We start from the raw sequence: 19,012 nt of genomic DNA, 5'->3' as shown, positions 1-19,012 counted from the left end.
TAGTAAGTTTATAAAAATATGAACTATGTCATTCACTCTTTCATAAAGCATGGGAGGTAGAAACAATGAATCCACTTATTTTTAAAGAAGATTGTCCATTAGACCTAATTGCAGTTGGACGTTTATGCGTTGATTTAAATGCCAACGAAACACAACGTCCTATGGAAGAAACAAGAACATTTACTAAGTATGTGGGAGGTTCTCCTGCGAATATCGCAATTGGTGCGGCGCGTCTTGGCTTACAGACAGGATTTATCGGTAAAGTTTCCGATGATCAAATGGGCCGCTTTATTACAGGATACTTAAAGGATAACAATATTAATACAGATCGGATACGTATCGATCGTACAGGTGCGGTGACAGGTCTAGCTTTTACAGAAATTAAAAGCCCTGAAGATTGCAGTATTTTAATGTACCGCGACAATGTTGCAGATTTAAATCTTGATCCAACAGAAGTTTCTGAGGACTATATTAAACAATCAAGAGCTCTCTTAATTTCAGGAACGGCTTTAGCGAAAAGTCCTTCTCGCGAAGCGGTATTTTTAGCACTAGAATATGCGCGTAAGCATGATGTAGTCGTATTTTTTGATGTGGATTACCGCCCTTATACATGGCAGTCAGAAGCTGAAACGGCTGTGTATTACAATCTAGCAGCTGAAAAATCTGATGTCATTATTGGAACGCGTGAAGAATTCGATATGATGGAAAAACTATTAAACTATGAACAATCTAATGACCAAGTTACGGCTGAAAGATGGTTTTCTCATCATGCGAAAATCGTTGTAATTAAACATGGCGGGGATGGGTCAATCGCTTATACGAGAGACGGTCAATCTCACAGAGGCGGTATCTTTAAAACAAAGGTGTTAAAGACGTTTGGCGCTGGCGACTCGTATGCTTCTGCATTTATTTATGGCTTAATGCAAGGGCTTGAGATCCCTCAAGCGATGCGATTAGGTGGTGCTTCTGCTTCGATTGTTATTTCTAAACATAGCTGTTCGGATGCAATGCCAACAAGGGCAGAGATTTCTGCATTCATGGAAACGGCTGAGGAAATTGTATAGAAACATCATAAACCATTAATTAAGCAAGGGCGTATCCTATTGGACGCTTCTACATTACATAAAAGGGAGAGAATGAATATGACAGTACAAACAGCACAAATTGTAAAAAACTACATTGGCGGCGAATGGGTAGAATCCATTTCAACTAAGATGGAAGCTGTATATAATCCTGCAACAGGAGAAGTAATTGCTCAAGTACCACTTTCAACAAAAGTAGATGTTGAACAAGCTGTATTAGCAGCAAACGAAGCGTTCAAATCTTGGTCTAAAACTGCTGTACCAAAACGCGCTCGTATTCTATTTAAATATCAACAATTATTAGTAGATAACAGGGAAGAGTTAGCGAAACTGATTACGATTGAAAACGGAAAAAGCTATAACGAGGCTTACGGTGAAGTTCTTCGTGGTATTGAGTGCGTGGAGTTTGCTGCAGGTGCTCCTACATTAATGATGGGAAAACAGCTACCTGATATTGCGACAGGTATTGAGTCTGGTATGTATCGTTACCCAATTGGTGTTATAGGCGGGATTACACCTTTTAACTTCCCAATGATGGTTCCATGCTGGATGTTCCCACTTGCGATTGCTTGCGGTAATACATTTGTGTTAAAACCTTCAGAGCGTACACCACTTCTAGCAGCAAGATTAGCAGAATTAGCTGAAGAAGCAGGCTTACCAAAAGGTGTATTAAATATCGTAAATGGCGCTCACGATGTAGTAAACGGTCTTCTGGAACATAAATTAGTGAAGGCAATTTCATTTGTAGGTTCTCAGCCTGTGGCAGAATATGTATACAAAAAAGGAACAGAAAACTTAAAACGCGTGCAAGCATTAGCAGGTGCGAAAAACCATTCCATTGTATTAAATGATGCGAATCTTGAACTAGCAACAAAGCAAATTATTAGTGCTGCATTTGGTTCAGCTGGTGAGCGTTGTATGGCTGCTTCTGTTGTAACAGTAGAAGAAGAAATTGCAGATCAATTAGTTGAAAGACTCGTAGAAGAAGCAAATAAAATTGTCATCGGAAATGGTCTTGATGAAGATGTATTTTTAGGACCAGTTATTCGTGATAACCATAAAGAGCGTACAATTGGTTACATCTATTCAGGTGTAGAACAGGGCGCTACATTAGTTCGTGATGGACGCGAAGATACGGCTGTAAAAGGAGCTGGTTACTTCGTTGGCCCAACAATTTTTGACCATGTTACAAAAGAAATGAAAATCTGGCAAGATGAGATCTTTGCTCCTGTTTTATCGATTGTTCGTGTGAAATCATTAGATGAAGCGATTGAAATTGCAAATGAGTCTCGCTTTGCAAATGGAGCTTGTATTTATACAGATAGCGGGGCAAGTGTACGTCAATTCCGTGAAACAATTGAATCCGGTATGTTAGGTGTGAATGTTGGGGTTCCAGCACCGATGGCATTCTTCCCGTTCTCTGGCTGGAAAGATTCTTTCTATGGAGATCTTCATGCGAACGGTACTGACGGCGTTGAGTTTTATACTAGAAAGAAAATGCTTACATCTCGTTGGGAAAAGTAATCATGAAGAGAGAAGTAGAATCTCTCTAGGTGCTTGGAAGCGAAAGTAAGGAAGGTAGTAAAACATAAGAAGGAAGTATTAGGAGTCTATCAAATTCCTGATACTCCTTTTTCATATGTAGAATGACTGATAGAGATAGAAAGGAGCAAACAATATGCAAACTGTTAGAATGACGACGGCACAAGCTTTGGTGAAATTTTTGAATCAGCAATACGTAGAGTTTGATGGAGAACAACAAAAGTTTATTAAGGGAATCTTTACGATTTTTGGTCATGGAAATGTAGTAGGCCTTGGTCAAGCTTTAGAAGAAGACGCTGGGGAATTAGAAGTATATCAAGGGAGAAATGAGCAAGGAATGGCAAATGCTGCGATGGCGTTTGCAAAACAAAAACACAGAAAACAAATTATGGCATGTACTTCTTCTGTTGGTCCTGGATCAGCAAATATGATTACCTCTGCTGCAACAGCTTCTGCAAATAATATTCCCGTTTTACTACTTCCAGGTGATGTATTTGCAACAAGACAACCTGATCCTGTTCTTCAACAAATTGAACAAACACATGACTTATCTATTTCTACGAATGATGCTTTTCGTGCGGTAAGTAAGTACTGGGACCGGGTAAATCGTCCTGAACAATTGATGACGGCTATGATTCAAGCCATGCGTGTTTTAACGAATCCGGCAGATACAGGAGCTGTAACAATTTGCTTACCACAAGATGTCCAAGGGGAAGCGTGGGATTTTCCAAGTTACTTCTTCCAAAAGCGCGTTCACCGTATTGAGCGTCGTCTACCTACAAAAGCCAGTTTAGTGGATGCGGTTGAAATGATTAAGAGAAAGAAAAAGCCAATTATGATTTGCGGTGGTGGAGTAAGATACGCAGAAGCGGCAGAGGAACTGAAACAGTTTGCTGAGGCATTCCGCATTCCATTTGGAGAAACGCAAGCAGGGAAAAGCGCGATTGAAAGTTGTCATCCATATAATCTTGGCGGCATTGGGGTAACTGGTAATTTAGCAGCTAATACAATTGCAAAGGAAGCGGATCTTGTTATTGGAATCGGGACAAGATTTACTGATTTTACAACGGCATCTAAGCAATTGTTCCAGAATAAAGAGGTTGAGTTTTTAAACATCAACATTTCGGAATTCCATGCGAATAAGCTTGATGCATTGAAGGTGATAGCAGATGCAAAAGAAACACTTCTTGCTCTAATAGATGAACTGCAATCGATTGAGTATCAATCTAGTTACACAGTAGAAATCACTGATGCAAAAGAGGCTTGGGAAACAGAATTAGCACGTCTACATAATATTCGCTTTACAGGTCAAGGTTTCACGCCGGAAGTTGAAGGTCATTTCGATGAGAATTTAAATGAGTATGTAGACGCACTTGGTACAGAATTAACACAGACTACGGTCATTGGACAAATCAATACATTACTTGATGAAGATGCAATTATTGTTGGCGCGGCAGGAAGTCTTCCGGGTGATTTACAAAGAATGTGGGCATCAAGAAAACCAAATACATATCACATGGAGTATGGATACTCTTGCATGGGTTATGAGGTTGCGGGCGCACTAGGTGCAAAGATAGCTGAACCATCGAAGGAAGTATATGCAATGGTAGGGGATGGTAGTTACCAGATGCTTCATTCTGAGCTTGTCACAAGTCTTCAAGAAAATAAAAAAATTAACGTCTTATTGTTTGATAACTCCGGATTTGGCTGCATTAATAACTTACAGATGGGAAACGGTATGGGCAGCTTTGGAACAGAATTTCGCTACCGAAACCAGGAAACTAGTAAATTAAACGGGGCTATTATGAAAATTGATTTTGCAGCTAGCGCGGCTGGATATGGTGTAAAAACGTATCATGTTACATCAATAGAACAATTACGGGAAGCACTTATAGATGCGAAAAAACAAACAATTTCTACATTAATTGATATTAAAGTATTACCAAAAACAATGACAAATGGATACGAGTCATGGTGGCATGTAGGTGTTGCAGAAGTATCTAAAAGTCAAAGTGTACAAGCTGCGTACGAGAGTAAAGTAAGTAACTTGCAACAGGCAAGGTCATATTAGATTAGGACACAAAGAGAGCTTTTATCTACATGCATATTGTCTAGGAAGCTCTCTTTTTAACAATCAGATAAGAGAAGTTGGCAAGTTTCTATCACATTTTGTAAAGAGGAGAGACAAGGGGATGTTCAAAGAAAATACAATTAAGCTTGGAATTGCACCAATTGCTTGGACAAATGATGATATGCCGGAGCTAGGAGCAGAAAATACGTTTGAACAATGTATTAGTGAGATGGCACTAGCTGGATTTAATGGAAGTGAAGTAGGGAATAAATACCCGAGAAATACAGTTGTATTAAAAAAATCTTTGGAATTACGAAACTTGGAGATTGCTAGTGCATGGTTTAGTACGTTTTTAACAACGAAGCCGATTGAAGAGACGGTAGAAGAATTTATTAAGCATAGGGATTTCTTGCATGACATGGGTGCAAAAGTCATCGTTGTTTCAGAGCAAGGGCATAGTATTCAAGGTTTAATGGATGTACCACTATTTAAAAATAAGCCTGTTTTTACAGAAGAAGAGTGGGAAAAGCTAGCGGATGGGTTACATCACCTCGGTAAATTAGCTCAGGAAAAGGGGCTGCATATTGTATACCATCACCATATGGGTACGGGTGTTCAAACAACGGCAGAAATTGAAAAGTTAATGGATATGACGAATCCAGAGCTTGTATCCCTACTTTTTGATACAGGTCATCTTGTTTTTTCAGGAGAAGAGCCGCTTTATATTTTGAAAAAATATTTACCTCGTATTAAACATGTACATCTAAAAGATATTCGCCAAGATGTAGTTGATGCTGTAAAGGAAAACAATTTAAGCTTCTTACAGGCAGTGAAGAATGGTGCATTTACAGTTCCTGGAGATGGTGTAATTGTATTTGATGAAGTGTTTAATACCCTTGCGAACTCTGAGTATAAAGGATGGTTTGTGGTAGAAGCAGAGCAAGACCCAGCTTTAGCAAATCCTTTTGAATACGCATTAAAAGCTCGAAAATTTATACAAGAAAAAGCAGGTTTGTAATTTAAGTATTTTAAGATTATCCCTAAGTAAATGGTATGGTAATCAACATGTCTTCTTACAAAAGGGGTAAAAAGACGTGACGGTTGGTTTTACATTTAATAAATAATATTGAAATAGGGGAGTATGTAATGCCATTAGTTCAAATGAAAGATATTTTAATTAAAGCAAATCAAGAGAATTATGGGGTTGGAGCTTTTAGTGTCGCTAATATGGAAATGGTAATGGGAGCTATTCAAGCAGCTGAAGAGTTACGTTCCCCGCTCATTCTACAAATTGCGGAAGTTCGTTTGAATCATTCGCCCATTCATATGATTGGTCCTTTGATGGTAGCTGCAGCGAAAAAAGCAACTGTTCCAGTAGCAGTTCACTTTGATCACGGTATGACGTTTGAAAAAATTAAAGAGACATTAGAAATTGGTTTTTGTTCGGTTATGTTTGATGGCTCTCACTATCCGTTAGAAGAGAATATCCAAAGGACAAAAGAAGTTGTGGAGCTTGCGAAACCGTACGGAGCGACAGTAGAGGCTGAGATTGGCAGAGTAGGTGGTAGTGAGGACGGATCAGAAGATATTGAAATGATGCTGACAAGTACTAAAGAAGCAAAAAGATTTGCAGAAGAAACAGATGTTGATGCGTTAGCTGTTGCGATTGGAAATGCGCACGGGATGTACAATGGAGACCCTGATTTACGATTAGACCGCTTGCAGGAGATTAATGGGATAGTCGATATTCCTTTAGTATTACATGGTGGGTCTGGCATTAGCCCAGAGGATTTCAAGCAATGTATTCAACATGGTGTTCGAAAAATTAATGTAGCAACAGCGACATTTCAGCATGTAATTACTGCGGTTAACACTGCTGCCCTAAATACTCCGTATTCAGATTACTTTACGTATCATCAAGATGTAATTGAGGCTGCATACGAAAACGTTAAAAATCATATACGAATATTCGGAAGTGAAAACAAAGCATAATCAGAAAAACTTTCTTGATTAATAGTTAGAGGAAACTCGGAATTTAGTTAGCTGACAAAAGTGGAGAATGCTAGAGAAGCCATTAATTAAAAGGAGGAGAAAGCCATGTTAGGAAAATTAGGTGAATTAAATGAGGGGTATAATGTATTAACAGAAATGAACGGTCAATGCAGTGATATGTTAATGGATATAGGCATATATAAGATGTCTAATGGAAAAGAAGAGTTGCTATTTGATAATAAGAACGAAACGGCAGTACTTTTACTAGAAGGGGCAATACGTTTAGAGTGGGATGGAATGGAACAAGTTATTCAAAGGCAGTCTGTTTTTGAAGAAAACCCTTGGTGTTTACATGTGGCTAAAAATGTGAAGGTTACAATTACTGCTCTTTCAGATAGTGAAGTGCTTGTCCAAAAAACAGATAATGACCAAGAATTTGCGTCCAAGTTGTATACTCCAAATGAGTGTCAAAGTGTTGTAGCTGGAGAAGGAGTATGGGAGGGAACAGCGCAGCGTGTTATTCGGACAATTTTTGATTATAATAATGCAGCATATTCTAACATGGTTGTAGGAGAAGTTATTTCTTATCCAGGGAGATGGTCCAGTTATCCACCGCATCATCATGATCAACCGGAGGTATATTATTATCGTTTTAATAAACCGCAGGGATTTGGATGTGCAATGGTAGGTGAGAATGCTTATCGCGTTGTACATAATAGTTTTATTACAATTCCAGGTGAACTAGACCACCCACAAGCAACTGCGCCTGGATATGCAATGTATTTTTGTTGGATGATTCGACATCTTGAGAATAACCCATGGAATGATCGTATCATGGAGGAAGACCACAAGTGGTTATTAGAACCAAACGCGAAAATTTGGCCAGAAAAGGAATAGACGAAAATAAATACGAGCACTCCTATTTTTAGTAATAGGGTGCTCTTTTTTCTGTTTATGCTCAGAAAGGAAAATCCTTCTTACTGTTATCGTCGGATTATCGTCCTGCACACATTAGAAGAAGGAGAATTTCAATCTAATAAAATTAAGATAGGATTTGATATTTTCTTAGTTTTGGTTAGGTAAGTTTATATACTTAAATTAAAGAACTTAATTTCAATTAAGGGGGAGAATAATTTGGAGGTATATAACTCAGCTGCTCCTGCGCAAACAAAAAACGAAGATTTACCATTCGATATTTCGTGGATGACTGATTGGATTATAGACTGGTTTAGTTCTTTGTTTAATGGCAGCAGTGATGTAATAAAAGATGGGGGAGACAAAATAGATGGGGCAGTTCATGCGAGTGTGCCTGCATTCTTTGATGTTATTTTCCTTATACTTTCTGTAGTAATTTTAATATCATTATTAGTTTTTGGGGCTTCGTTATGGTTTAAACATATAAAGTGGAAAAAAAGATCTATATATTTTGGAGTAGGTTCATTTATTCTCATACTTTTAATAAGGATTCTACCAGTGTTAATGTTGACGACACGTTCTTTTGATTTTCAAACCTTTATGAGTAATATGGTGGGCTTAATTACTTCTATAATTTTAGGAACAGCTGTATTAATGTTTTTGATATCTTTAGCATTAGGTATGCTTTATAAGAAATTTGAACATCCCAAATATGGAAAATGGAGTTCAAGTTTGAGATATAGTTCCATTTTTATATTTGTAACGACATTGTTAGTACCGGCCTTACTGCGACATTTATAATTTTGGTTTATATAAGGAGAAAGAGGAATAGCGAAGGTAACATTTATATTATTTCTTCTAAATATATTAGTACTTTTTCTCCTTTCGGTTTCTAATTTAAATCTAATAAGTTAAAAAGCTTTTTGTTGTATGAGGCTTTGGTAAGGGGGGATGGGTACTAGTGACTACGTTTATTGTAATGGTTAGTATTTTCTTAATTCTATTCGTAATTGGTCCTAAAGCGACTAAGAGAAAAGAAGAAAAAGAAAGAATAGAAAAGGAACATAAGCAGAAAATGGGGGATTTAGAGGAAGAAAAGATTGATTTAGATATTAATGGGGCTAAAGTACGTTTACACAAGAAGCCTAAGCTAAAGAACAGTATATATAAAATAAAGGATAACGGGTAATTACTCAATTTTTTCATTTTGGCCAAGAAGACTTCTTCCTCAAGGAACGCGAAGTGAGTAGGTGGGAGATGAATCGGCTTCGGACAAGGGATGGAAAGAATTAGAACGTCACAAAATTTGTAATGTAACACAGTTAACAGAGTTATTAAATGTACCTCAATCTACTGTTTCTCAACATTTATCTAAAATGCGTGGAAAGATTCTGAGTTCAGAAAGAAAAGGATTAAAGATGTACTATCATATTGTGAATTCCAAAGCATGTCAGATTGTTAGTGTTTTAAGTCTATAAAGATTATGGATAAAAGAGTGAAAGAATGTTTATTAGTAAAATGGAATAAAGCTTAAATAGAAAATAATAAGGTTGAATTAAATTTGAAAGTATCAACGTATAATCTTATATCGAAACGTTATAGCACCATATACTAGCAAAACTGATCTTGTAAAATGTTTCTCAATATTCTTAATATATGAAATGTGGTAACATGAGAATAAAACTTATCTATACTAAGGATAAAGGGGGAGACAAAATGAATATTCAACTACAAGAAAACGATAAAGTTACACAGAAGTTAAATAGTTGGTATCATGAAATTCGTAAAAGAAATATCGAGAAATCTCGTGAATTAAAAGCTGAAATTGATTTATATATGCAAAACATAGATAAGAATCCAGATTTAGCTTTATATTATGCCTTATTAGAATTTAGGTTTGAATATTTAATAGGCCATTTAAATATTGGCAAAGGTAGCTTTGATAAAATTGAAGGACTTGAACAGTCACCGGATAATTTATTGTCCTATTACTATCATTTTTTTAAGGCTATGTATTTGGCGATAACTGGAGAGTATAAGTTGGCGAAAAAACACTATGAAGAAGCTGAAGTGAAACTGCAGCATATTCCAGATGAATTAGAACATGCAGAATTCTATTATAAAATAGCTACATTTTACTGTCATAACCAACAATATGTTTTAGCTCTACAACAAGTAGATAAGGCTAAAGAGATCTTTAGTAAGCATAACGATTATGAATTAAATATAGGATACTGTAATAATCTTTATGGATTACTTTGTATTCATTTAAAAGAATATGAATTAGCTGAAGAGCGTTTAGTTTCTGCTTTGGATATATTTAAGAAAAATGAAGATAAGCATGCTAGTCTTATCGGTCGTCATAATTTAGGGTTTCTATACAGCAATCAAAATTTATCAGAATTAGCAATCCGTCATATATCTGAAGTAATTGCCGAGTCTCCTAACAATTATAGAGCACTTTTAATTTTGGCTTGTGAACTTGCAAAAGTGGGGGAAAAAGATAAAGCATTAAATGTATTTGAAACAGGATTGGAAATTAGTAATGATTTAAAAAATATAGAATATCAGCATCATTTCCAAATCTTAAAAGGCATACATCTAGATATTTCAGGAGAAGAGTTAGAAAAACTTATAGTATCTGGGAATGATTATTATACAAAGGAAAATTTATATGAATATATTCAAGAATATAATGAAAAATTAGCCATAAAATATTATGATGAAGATAATCATATGAAAGCATCTAGATACTTTTACTTAAGTTCAAAGGCAAATAGTGTGAATAAAGAAAGGGTGGGGTTAAAATGAAAAAATTAATATATTTATTGGCAGGAATCTCTACCGTTTTCGTTTTTAGTTTAGCGAGTGCAAATATTCAAAAAGAAACTTCAATAGTAACACAAGAAGTGACGCAATACTCACATGGAAACACTGGTGGTTAATAGAAAGGCTGCACTGGAACTTAGCGGAAAACCTTGCAATTTTGTAGGAATGCAAGGTTTTTTTCTTTATTCCAATTTCATTTCACCTTTATACTGATGTGAAATGAAATTGAGGATTTACAAAGAATTTAATATACGAATAAAAAACAACATTGATTGTTAGCTGTATGCCTGACAAATTTTGAATTCGTTAGAAAAGGACGTTGAAATGTAAAATAGTATGTGAAATTTTAAAGCTTATTGGAGTTTTAGATTTATTATTGTTTTATTTATGAAGCTATTTGTAGTTGAGAAAATGTAAAAGCCCTGTTATGAAAGACAGGGCTTTTCAAAAAGGAATGACAGTTAACAACTGAAGGCACCTTTATATTACCATTATTAGTATTTTAATTCTATTTAGTTATGTTGAGAAATAATATATGTTTTGACACTCCCGCGTATAAAGCCACAAGCTGACTAACGTCAGTGGGATTCTTGCTACTAAAGGCGAATTCTATTTCTAGTATCGCTGACGTGCAAGATTGCGGTGTGCCATCACCACTCCGTATCCAGTGCATATAGCAGATACGGCACTCATTTTATTACCAAACGAGTCAGATTGTGAGTTCTCAAATGTGTTTTAGCGTCTTGTGCTTGACGACTCAATACATTTTACGGAGTAGAAGAATTTGTTACTCCAACCTCCTATGTATTCTGTTTTCAGAGAACAAGGTTATTTTAGAGACTTTTACTTGTCTATTATGAAAATGATACCATTTCAAATTCTTGATGTACGGAACGTACCTTCGTTTTTTTTATTTGTACATCGTATTTGACCTCACTCTCATCCCACCCCTAAAGTGGGGGCTATCACACCGTAGTGGGCTTTCTCGTTCGGAAAATCTGTAAAAGGTGGGATGAACAGAGATTTCTTATACGTGTTACAATATAAAAAGTTAAATATCGAATTTAAAATTGTCTTTAAAGAAGGAGACAATTGCTTAATGAAGCTTATTAAGCCTTATTCAAAGTTATGTAAAAGAATAATTTCATAAACATTAATAAAATTAACAAAAAATATTCTAGCTAAAAATTAGAGGACATCCATTCATTGAAGCAGAAAAAATGTTTTCAGGATAGATGTCCTTTTTGTATTAAAAAAAGAATATATTTTCTCAACAGGATAAATAGTAATTATCTATAAGTGTTACTTATAAGGATAATAGGAGAATAGAAATTAATGATAAAGGAGAATGCGAAATGTTAACAGTAATATCTAATAGTGATCTAGCTAAAATCCGTGAAGAAGATGTAGATGTATTAAAGGTAATGTCGCATACGGTTCGATTAAAAATCATAGGTGAATTAATGCATTATAAAATGTGTAATGTTACACAGTTAACGGAAATATTAGGACTTCCACAGTCCACTGTTTCACAACATTTAGCAAAATTAAAAGGAATCGTACTCCGTGCAGATAGAAGAGGTTTAGAGATGCACTATTATATTGAGAATGCTAAAGCTCTTCAGATTGTAGAAATTTTAGGATTATAGGTCAATTTTTCAGAGTGTGGGGAACCCTTTAAGATTTCCCACACTCTGAAAAAAAGACATCTTTCGAGTGTCTTTTCTTGTTGGTAAAAAGCTCACTCACATATTGATGAATTAGATAAGAAACCATAACTCTACTATGGAATAAACAACATAAGAAATTCTAACATCATCTGGAAAGAGAATAATATGTAATATTGCATTTGTTAGTCTGTATCTATATTGGTAGATAAAAGCCACCAATATAAATAAAAAGGACATGCAGTCGTAACTGCCGCCCTTTTAGGAGGAATTCAAGATACCAACAGGACGCTTATTGGTAAACAGGTTCAAAAATAGTATATGTGTTAAGAAAAAGTCCTATACAAAAAAACTACTGTAAGCAAGCCTATTTGTATGTGAAATAAAGAAGGGCCGTCCTATTTGGAGGGCTCTTCTCGTTTGAAGAATTAATATTCAAATAGTTTATCCATTAAATTTTGAGTTTCACGCCTTCTTTTTTCTATTTTCTTTTTATCAATTGTATACTAATTACCCTCAATTATTAATTGATGGTAAAGAAGTAACTGTTGAGACTAAGTTTACTGAAAAAGAAAAAAGGTTTTGTAAAGCTAGCCATTACTTTCGTTGGTACTAAACAGCAAGAAAGAGAAATAGTAGTGTTTGAATACTTATTACATAAAGGTCAAGTAATTGTAACATACCCTGATGTTAATCAGATTTGGAAAAAGAAAAACAAATTTACACACTATACTTGGCATCTAGATGAGACTTATATCAAAGTCAAAGGAGAGTGAGGTTATCTTTATTGTACAAGGGAGCAAGATGGAGTTAATGATGAATAGTTAATTTCATAATTAAGAAATAGTTAAGAAATAGTTAAGCCCGGTTTAAAATTTGCTTTCTATACTAAAAACATAAGCATACAAGAAAGTTGGTGTTCTTACATGAGCGCAATAATAAAGACTACAAATTTAACAAAGATTTATGGCAATCAGAAATCAGTGGATAATCTTAATATAACCGTAAATCAAGGAGAAATTTACGGCTTTTTAGGTCGAAATGGTGCAGGGAAGACGACTACAATTAGAATGTTATTAGGATTGATAAAGCCCACCCATGGAAAGATTGAAATATTTGGAGAAGATTTATTAAAAAATCAAAAAGAAATCCTTAAAAGAATTGGGTCTATTGTTGAAGTTCCTGGATTTTATGAGAATCTTACAGCACGGGAAAATCTACTAATTAATGCGAAAATTATTGGGATACACAAAAAAAATGCAATTGATGAAGCGTTAGAAATCGTGGGATTGCAACATGAAACTAAAAAGCTTGTGGGTAAATATTCTTTAGGGATGAAGCAAAGATTAGGGATTGCTAGATCTCTTCTTCATTACCCAGAATTATTAATATTAGATGAGCCTACTAATGGTTTGGATCCAATAGGAATTAAGGAAATTAGAAGATTGATACAAAATTTGGCTAAAGAAAGAAAAATTACTTTATTAATATCCAGCCACATTTTATCGGAAATAGAACAGTTAGTAGATCATATGGGGATCATTCATGAAGGTAAGCTCTTAGAGGAAATCGAATTTAACAGCCTTAGAAAAAAGAATCGCAAATATATTGAGTTTCAAGTATCGAATGACAATAAAGCTACAAAAATCTTAGAGAAAAACTTTGGTATTTTTGATTATGAAGTTCATAATGAGGGGATTATTCGCGTGTATTCTAAACTTGGGCAACAAGGAGATATTAATAAAATATTTGTACAAAATGATATTCAGGTTTTGAAAATCTTGATGAGTGAAGACAGATTAGAAGATTACTTCACAAAATTAGTTGGAGGTGGAACAATTGGTTAATCTGTTATATACAGAATTATTAAAACTAAAACGATCCCATATGTTCTTAATTAGTATTCTCGGTGCATCGGTAGTACCTTTTATGGTAGTAGTAGCATCATTTGTAAGCTTAAAAACTAAACATCCTACTCCTACTATTGTATTTAGTCAATTGTTTGGTGAAGTAAATTTATATACTGTTCTAATAATAGGAGTACCACTATATGGGGTAGTAACCGCCTACCTATTTATTCGGGAATATACAGAAGATACATTAAAGAATTTATTAACTATACCTGTATCACGTATGAATTTTCTTATAAGTAAATTCCTACTTCTATTTTCGTGGATTATGATGTTAACTTTTGTAGCATGGGGATTAACATTATTATTAGGGATAATATTTCAATTTGATGGACTAAGTTCATCCTTAATAAGGGAATCTTTTGTACAGTTTTTGATAGGTGGATTATTGCTTTTTATTTTATCAACACCAATCATACTTTTAACAATTGTACTTAAGAATTACGTACCGACCATTGTATTTACAGTTGTAATAACTATGATTAATTTAATGACAGCAAATTCAGAACATAGAGGATTGTTTCCATGGGCAGCAGCAGGTGATATCTCAAGAAATACGCTTCAGCCCACTTATCCTCCCGAGTACTCCTATATAGGTATATTCGGAACATCTATTATTGGATTAGTATTATTGATTTCATATTTTAAAAAGGTAGATATTCATTAAGAAAAATAAAATGGGACCATCTAAAACTATTAGGTAGTAACAAAAAGTAGATTAAAAAATTTTAATTAGCGTTTGATTTATATATATGGTAAGGAGGAGTTTGAAAATGTCTTTTTCTCAGTTCAATATTGATGCTTTTCGAGCCGTTAACGATTTAGGTAAACAGTACCCATTTCTCAATTCTACTATGACGTTCGTGGCAGAATATATGGTATATTTCTTAGCTTTAATTATTGTAGTGTATTGGTTTACTCGATCTAACCAAAATCGAATGATGATTGTTCAAGCGATGATTGCTTTTGTGATTGCTGAGGTTATCGGGAAAATAGCAGGGAAGTTTCATTCAAATTATCAACCATTTGCAGAGTTACCCAATGTTAATAAATTGGTAGAGCATGCTGTTGATAATTCATTTCCAAGTGACCATACAATTTTATTCTTTTCAATTTGTTTTTCATTTTGGCTTGTTCATAAAAAGATTGGTTGGTTATGGATTACACTTGCATTCTGTGTAGCCATTTCTCGTATTTGGGTAGGAGTTCATTATCCTTTCGATGTTATAACAGGTGCTATATTAGGGATTGTTTCAGCGATAATTGCTTATTGGTTAGTACCAAAAGTTACTTTCTTGAAAAGAATACTTTCTATATATGAAAAAGGGGAAAACTACATTTTACCTGCAAAAGATAAATCAAAAAATTTTTAAGGAAAAACATCTGAATTATAAGTAGCTTTTTGCTTATAGTGTTAATTTGATGTTAGATAAAGATGCAACATTTCTAGGACAATTGAAGTGGCTTAAACTTGCCACTTCAATTGTCCTAGAATGACTGATTAAAAATATGGTTTATATATGTATCATAAATACGAATAACGTTTTCTTGGTAAGAATTTACTCATTACAATTTTTTTGGAAGATTAAACCTCATAGACATACCCCATATCATTTTCGCTTCAAAAATGAATTTCATACTTAAGTTAAAACAGTTATAAGGGATAGGATAACATTGGTGTTCATTCCTTTTTGTAATAATTGTGGATATACATAAATATTTTTTGGAAAACAATTTACAGTAATATTACGTTTTTTAGAGGAGAAATCAAGTTGTCAAAATCACTAATAAATCATATTTATTAGTGATTTTGACAACTTGAGAAAATAATTCGTTTATTATTTTGATTACAATATAAGGTAGTATTAGAATGTAGCGTGGAAAGTTAGAGAAAATAAACTGCATATCAAAAGGAGGATGCTTTTGGATAGTTATGTTTGGATTATGAATATCAGAATGAAAAAATATACAATTTAATGAGTGGTAGTGTACATTTGGACGTGTAATCCGCGATAGAAATCCTAATGGCAAATTATATCTTAAAGCAGTGTGTTAGGCTCTAACCAAAGTAACTGCGATGAACGTTAGGGATTTAGATATTCTACGTTTCAAACATAGCAAAGGTGTTAAATTCTGAATAATTAGAATTAAGTCAAATTAAATGGGGAGTCCTTATGAAGAAAATTTTAGTTATATTTCAAAATGGGAATTACTCGAGGCTATTTTTTGCATCTTTTACTTCACAAATGGGTAGTACAATTGGTTTAACTGCACTTATGTTTTATTTTTTAAATCGTTTTTCGCACCAACCTGCATATGCTACTATTACGGAGTTGATGTTGTCTTTGCCCACATTAGTAGTATTTTTTCTTGTTGGTGTAGTTACTGATAGGATTGATCGACAAAAAATAGCTCAAAATTGTGATTGGATCTGTTCTATATTATCGCTTTTATTATTGTGGTCTCTTTTTCTAAACTGGATGCCAGTAGCATTTGCGCTGTTATTTTTAAGAAGTATGGTAAAGAGCTTTTTTACACCCGCGCAATCATCCCTTGTACAGGGTGTTTTAACAAGAGATGATTATGCTACTGCAGTTGGTTTGAATCAGATGGTTACAAGTTTGTTTATGCTTTTTGGTAGTGGTATCGGGATTTATTGTTATTGGGTAATCGGTATTTATGGTGCAATCTTAATTGATGCAATTAGTTTTTTTATTAGTGCTCTTCTTATAAAATCTTGTAGAATGTCAGAAGAAATTCGTATGCCAAACGGAAAACATAATATCAAGGATTTGAACATTTCAATTGTAATGAAGGATTTTGTGAAGGGAATACGTTATATTTTGAACCACAACTTGTTACTTACACTTATCTCCGGATTTATAGTTTTCGGAATTTTAAATGGAGGGCTCTCAGTGATGCAGGTATTTATTTTAAAATACAAACTAGCCCCAAGAAACTATGAAGAAGTTTCAATTATATTAAGTATAGTCTTTGGTATCGGGATTTTACTTGGTAGTGTTATAGCATCTATACTTTCTCAAAAAATAAAGCTTTATCATTTACTAATTTTAGCTTTGTTTATTGGAGGAGGAGCGACTATATTGAGCTCATTAGTCAATACAGTTTGGCTGTATGTTATTTGTACGGGCATAGTTGCCCTAGCACTTCCGATGATTAATGTAGCTATTGGAGGTTGGATTCCGAAAATAGTAAATCCAAAAATGATGGGAAGAGTACACGGGTGTATTAATCCTTTGATGATGCTCTCACAGTCACTAACCTTACTTTTTATTGCTGGATTTTACCCAGGTATTCTTGCAGTTGAAACTCTTTTTTGGATAGTTGGCGGATGTTTAATATTTGTAGGAGTTTTTTACATGATTAGCATTCCACGATTAATGAAAGTAGAAAAATCAGCTAGCATAACGCTCGAATAATTGTAGTTGATCAATTAATTTAACTAGGATTTGCGAGGGGTTTTATGGAAATTTTTGTTACCAAAATTAAAGATATGAATGATCGGAAATTAGAAAAAATTTGTTCGTGGATAGATGAAGAGAAAAGATATAGGATAAAAAAATTTATTAATAAAAAAGATAAAATTAGAACCTTGATTGGTGAATTACTAGTAAGGACTCTAACAAATAAAAAGCTTAAAATCGGTAATGAAAGAATAGTATGGGGGAAAAATAATTATGGAAAACCTTATTTAAAGGGGTATCCGAATTATTACTTTAACATTTCACATTCGGGAGAATTTGTAGTATGTGCAATTAGTAATAACCCTATTGGAATTGATATTGAACAAATAAAACATATTGAATATGAAGAAATAGCAAAAAGTTTTTTCTGTGATAGTGAATATGCTTATATACAAAAAGGTGATGTTAATCATCAATTGAGGAAGTTTTATGAGGTATGGACACTGAAAGAGAGTTATATTAAATGCTATGGAAGCGGATTATCAATGTCACTAAAATCATTTTCTATTAATATAGATAGTCACAAAGCTGTTCATATACTTTTCGATAATAGAGAAAAGAGTAATTCTTATTCAATGGCGATTTTTGATATAGAGTTAGAATACAAAATGGCTGTATGTTCATTAAATGAAGAAATTTCTAGTAATATAACAGTGATTAACCAAGATATTATTATTAATGATTTTTACAAACTTTTATCAGATAGAGGTGCATTTTAATGATGTTATTTTGTTTGCCTTATGCAGGAGGATCCGAAGCGTTATATTATAAATGGGGTGATTATCTAACCCCATCTATAAATCTATGTCCAGTACTGTTAAAAGGAAGAGGGAAAAGATTCAATGAACCATTTTATAATAGCTTAGAAGAAGCGGTAGATGACATCTTTGATAATATTCGGGACAAAATATGTGAGGAAGATTATGCAATTTATGGACATAGTATGGGGAGCCTATTAGCGTATGAATTATACTATAAAATAATAGGAATGGGATTCAAGAAACCCAAGCATATCTTTTTTTCTGGATACAAAGCACCGAGTGAAAGGGAAAAGAAGGAGATAACTTATAATTTACCAAATAACGAGTTTAAAAATAGAGTTATAGAATTAGGGGGAACACCAGAAGAATTAATTCGTAACGAAGAATTGTTCGAATTTTTCATTCCTTTACTAAAACATGATTTTAAAATAGTTGAAACATATGAATATAAAGAAAAAACGGACAAAATCACATGCGATATTACTGTATTAAACGGAATAGAAGATTTAATTAGTCTAAAAGGCATAATTGGTTGGAAGAAGCATACTTGTGGAAATTTTAAGATTTATAATTTGGAAGGAAATCATTTCTTTATAAATAACAATGTAAAAAAAATTACAACAATAATAAATGATACGTTAACTGAGGTTGAGAACTACTCGCCACTTAGCAAAGCTTGAAGTGGGAGCTTCTCAGTTCCACGACGAAAGTAACCTTTCGTCTCCCTGAGCGTTACTTCGGGGTGTTCCATCCCTAGA

At 34.0% G+C, this 19,012-nt stretch carries 18 protein-coding genes and 2 pseudogenes; all 20 read left to right on the top strand.

Annotated features, from left to right (window positions below; translation table 11 throughout):
* Positions 1-65: 65 nt before the first annotated feature.
* The 20 genes and pseudogenes from iolC (at position 66) to N2V80_RS27820 (ending at position 18,934) form a co-directional block, all read left to right on the top strand.
* Positions 66-1,064 (top strand): 5-dehydro-2-deoxygluconokinase, encoded by a 999-nt coding sequence (gene iolC, locus N2V80_RS27915; RefSeq protein ID WP_061655350.1) that lies wholly within the window; start codon positions 66-68, stop codon positions 1,062-1,064.
* A gap of 78 nt (positions 1,065-1,142) precedes the next feature.
* Positions 1,143-2,606 carry a CoA-acylating methylmalonate-semialdehyde dehydrogenase gene (locus N2V80_RS27910; protein WP_061655351.1) on the top strand — a complete coding sequence of 488 codons (1,464 nt, stop codon included), beginning with the start codon at positions 1,143-1,145 and terminating at the stop codon, positions 2,604-2,606.
* A gap of 154 nt (positions 2,607-2,760) precedes the next feature.
* Positions 2,761-4,695, top strand: a complete 1,935-nt coding sequence (gene iolD, locus N2V80_RS27905; protein ID WP_061655352.1) for a 3D-(3,5/4)-trihydroxycyclohexane-1,2-dione acylhydrolase (decyclizing) — start codon at positions 2,761-2,763, stop codon at positions 4,693-4,695.
* A 121-nt stretch (positions 4,696-4,816) separates the two neighbouring features.
* Complete coding sequence (iolE, locus tag N2V80_RS27900; RefSeq protein ID WP_061655353.1) at positions 4,817-5,713, top strand: myo-inosose-2 dehydratase; 897 nt, start codon at positions 4,817-4,819, stop codon at positions 5,711-5,713.
* 128 nt (positions 5,714-5,841) lie between these two features.
* A complete protein-coding gene (locus N2V80_RS27895; RefSeq protein ID WP_061655354.1) occupies positions 5,842-6,687 on the top strand; it encodes a class II fructose-bisphosphate aldolase in 846 nt (281 codons plus the stop codon).
* Positions 6,688-6,792: 105 nt separating this feature from the next.
* A complete protein-coding gene (locus N2V80_RS27890) occupies positions 6,793-7,584 on the top strand; it encodes a 5-deoxy-glucuronate isomerase (protein ID WP_061655355.1) in 792 nt (263 codons plus the stop codon).
* Between the two features lie 219 nt (positions 7,585-7,803).
* Positions 7,804-8,403 carry a hypothetical protein gene (locus N2V80_RS27885; RefSeq protein ID WP_172793969.1) on the top strand — a complete coding sequence of 200 codons (600 nt, stop codon included), beginning with the start codon at positions 7,804-7,806 and terminating at the stop codon, positions 8,401-8,403.
* 160 nt (positions 8,404-8,563) lie between these two features.
* A complete protein-coding gene (locus tag N2V80_RS27880) occupies positions 8,564-8,791 on the top strand; it encodes a hypothetical protein (protein WP_061655357.1) in 228 nt (75 codons plus the stop codon).
* Positions 8,792-8,852: 61 nt separating this feature from the next.
* Positions 8,853-9,080, top strand: a complete 228-nt coding sequence (locus tag N2V80_RS27875) for an ArsR family transcriptional regulator (RefSeq protein ID WP_061655358.1) — start codon at positions 8,853-8,855, stop codon at positions 9,078-9,080.
* A 238-nt stretch (positions 9,081-9,318) separates the two neighbouring features.
* Positions 9,319-10,413: a response regulator aspartate phosphatase gene (locus tag N2V80_RS27870; RefSeq protein WP_061655359.1), complete on the top strand. Its 1,095-nt coding sequence runs from the start codon at positions 9,319-9,321 to the stop codon at positions 10,411-10,413.
* Complete coding sequence (locus N2V80_RS27865; protein ID WP_170925766.1) at positions 10,410-10,547, top strand: hypothetical protein; 138 nt, start codon at positions 10,410-10,412, stop codon at positions 10,545-10,547. Before N2V80_RS27870 ends, N2V80_RS27865 begins: the two co-directional genes overlap by 4 nt.
* A gap of 1,239 nt (positions 10,548-11,786) precedes the next feature.
* Complete coding sequence (locus tag N2V80_RS27860) at positions 11,787-12,080, top strand: ArsR/SmtB family transcription factor (RefSeq protein ID WP_061655360.1); 294 nt, start codon at positions 11,787-11,789, stop codon at positions 12,078-12,080.
* Positions 12,081-12,618: 538 nt separating this feature from the next.
* Positions 12,619-12,799, top strand: a pseudogene (locus N2V80_RS27855) (VaFE repeat-containing surface-anchored protein); the annotation flags it as partial.
* Positions 12,788-12,871, top strand: a pseudogene (locus N2V80_RS27850) (IS6 family transposase); the annotation flags it as partial. The pseudogenes N2V80_RS27855 and N2V80_RS27850, both read left to right, overlap by 12 nt.
* 153 nt (positions 12,872-13,024) lie before the next feature.
* Complete coding sequence (locus tag N2V80_RS27845; protein WP_001273092.1) at positions 13,025-13,945, top strand: ABC transporter ATP-binding protein; 921 nt, start codon at positions 13,025-13,027, stop codon at positions 13,943-13,945.
* Positions 13,938-14,675 (top strand): ABC transporter permease, encoded by a 738-nt coding sequence (locus N2V80_RS27840; RefSeq protein ID WP_000247702.1) that lies wholly within the window; start codon positions 13,938-13,940, stop codon positions 14,673-14,675. Before N2V80_RS27845 ends, N2V80_RS27840 begins: the two co-directional genes overlap by 8 nt.
* Positions 14,676-14,781: 106 nt before the next feature.
* Entirely contained in the window at positions 14,782-15,381 is a 600-nt protein-coding gene (locus N2V80_RS27835) for an undecaprenyl-diphosphatase (RefSeq protein WP_000010573.1), read from the top strand.
* A gap of 801 nt (positions 15,382-16,182) precedes the next feature.
* A complete protein-coding gene (locus N2V80_RS27830) occupies positions 16,183-17,448 on the top strand; it encodes an MFS transporter (protein WP_000722986.1) in 1,266 nt (421 codons plus the stop codon).
* 44 nt (positions 17,449-17,492) lie between these two features.
* Complete coding sequence (locus tag N2V80_RS27825; protein ID WP_000402330.1) at positions 17,493-18,212, top strand: 4'-phosphopantetheinyl transferase family protein; 720 nt, start codon at positions 17,493-17,495, stop codon at positions 18,210-18,212.
* On the top strand, positions 18,212-18,934 hold the full coding sequence (locus N2V80_RS27820) for a thioesterase II family protein (protein WP_000979067.1): 723 nt from the start codon (positions 18,212-18,214) through the stop codon (positions 18,932-18,934). The genes N2V80_RS27825 and N2V80_RS27820 overlap by 1 nt, the downstream gene beginning before the upstream one ends.
* Positions 18,935-19,012: the final 78 nt, after the last annotated feature.

This window comes from Bacillus sp. FSL W8-0640, assembly GCF_038007725.1.
Taxonomy (GTDB): domain Bacteria; phylum Bacillota; class Bacilli; order Bacillales; family Bacillaceae_G; genus Bacillus_A; species Bacillus_A cereus.
This window is presented reverse-complemented; position numbering and strand designations above follow the sequence as displayed.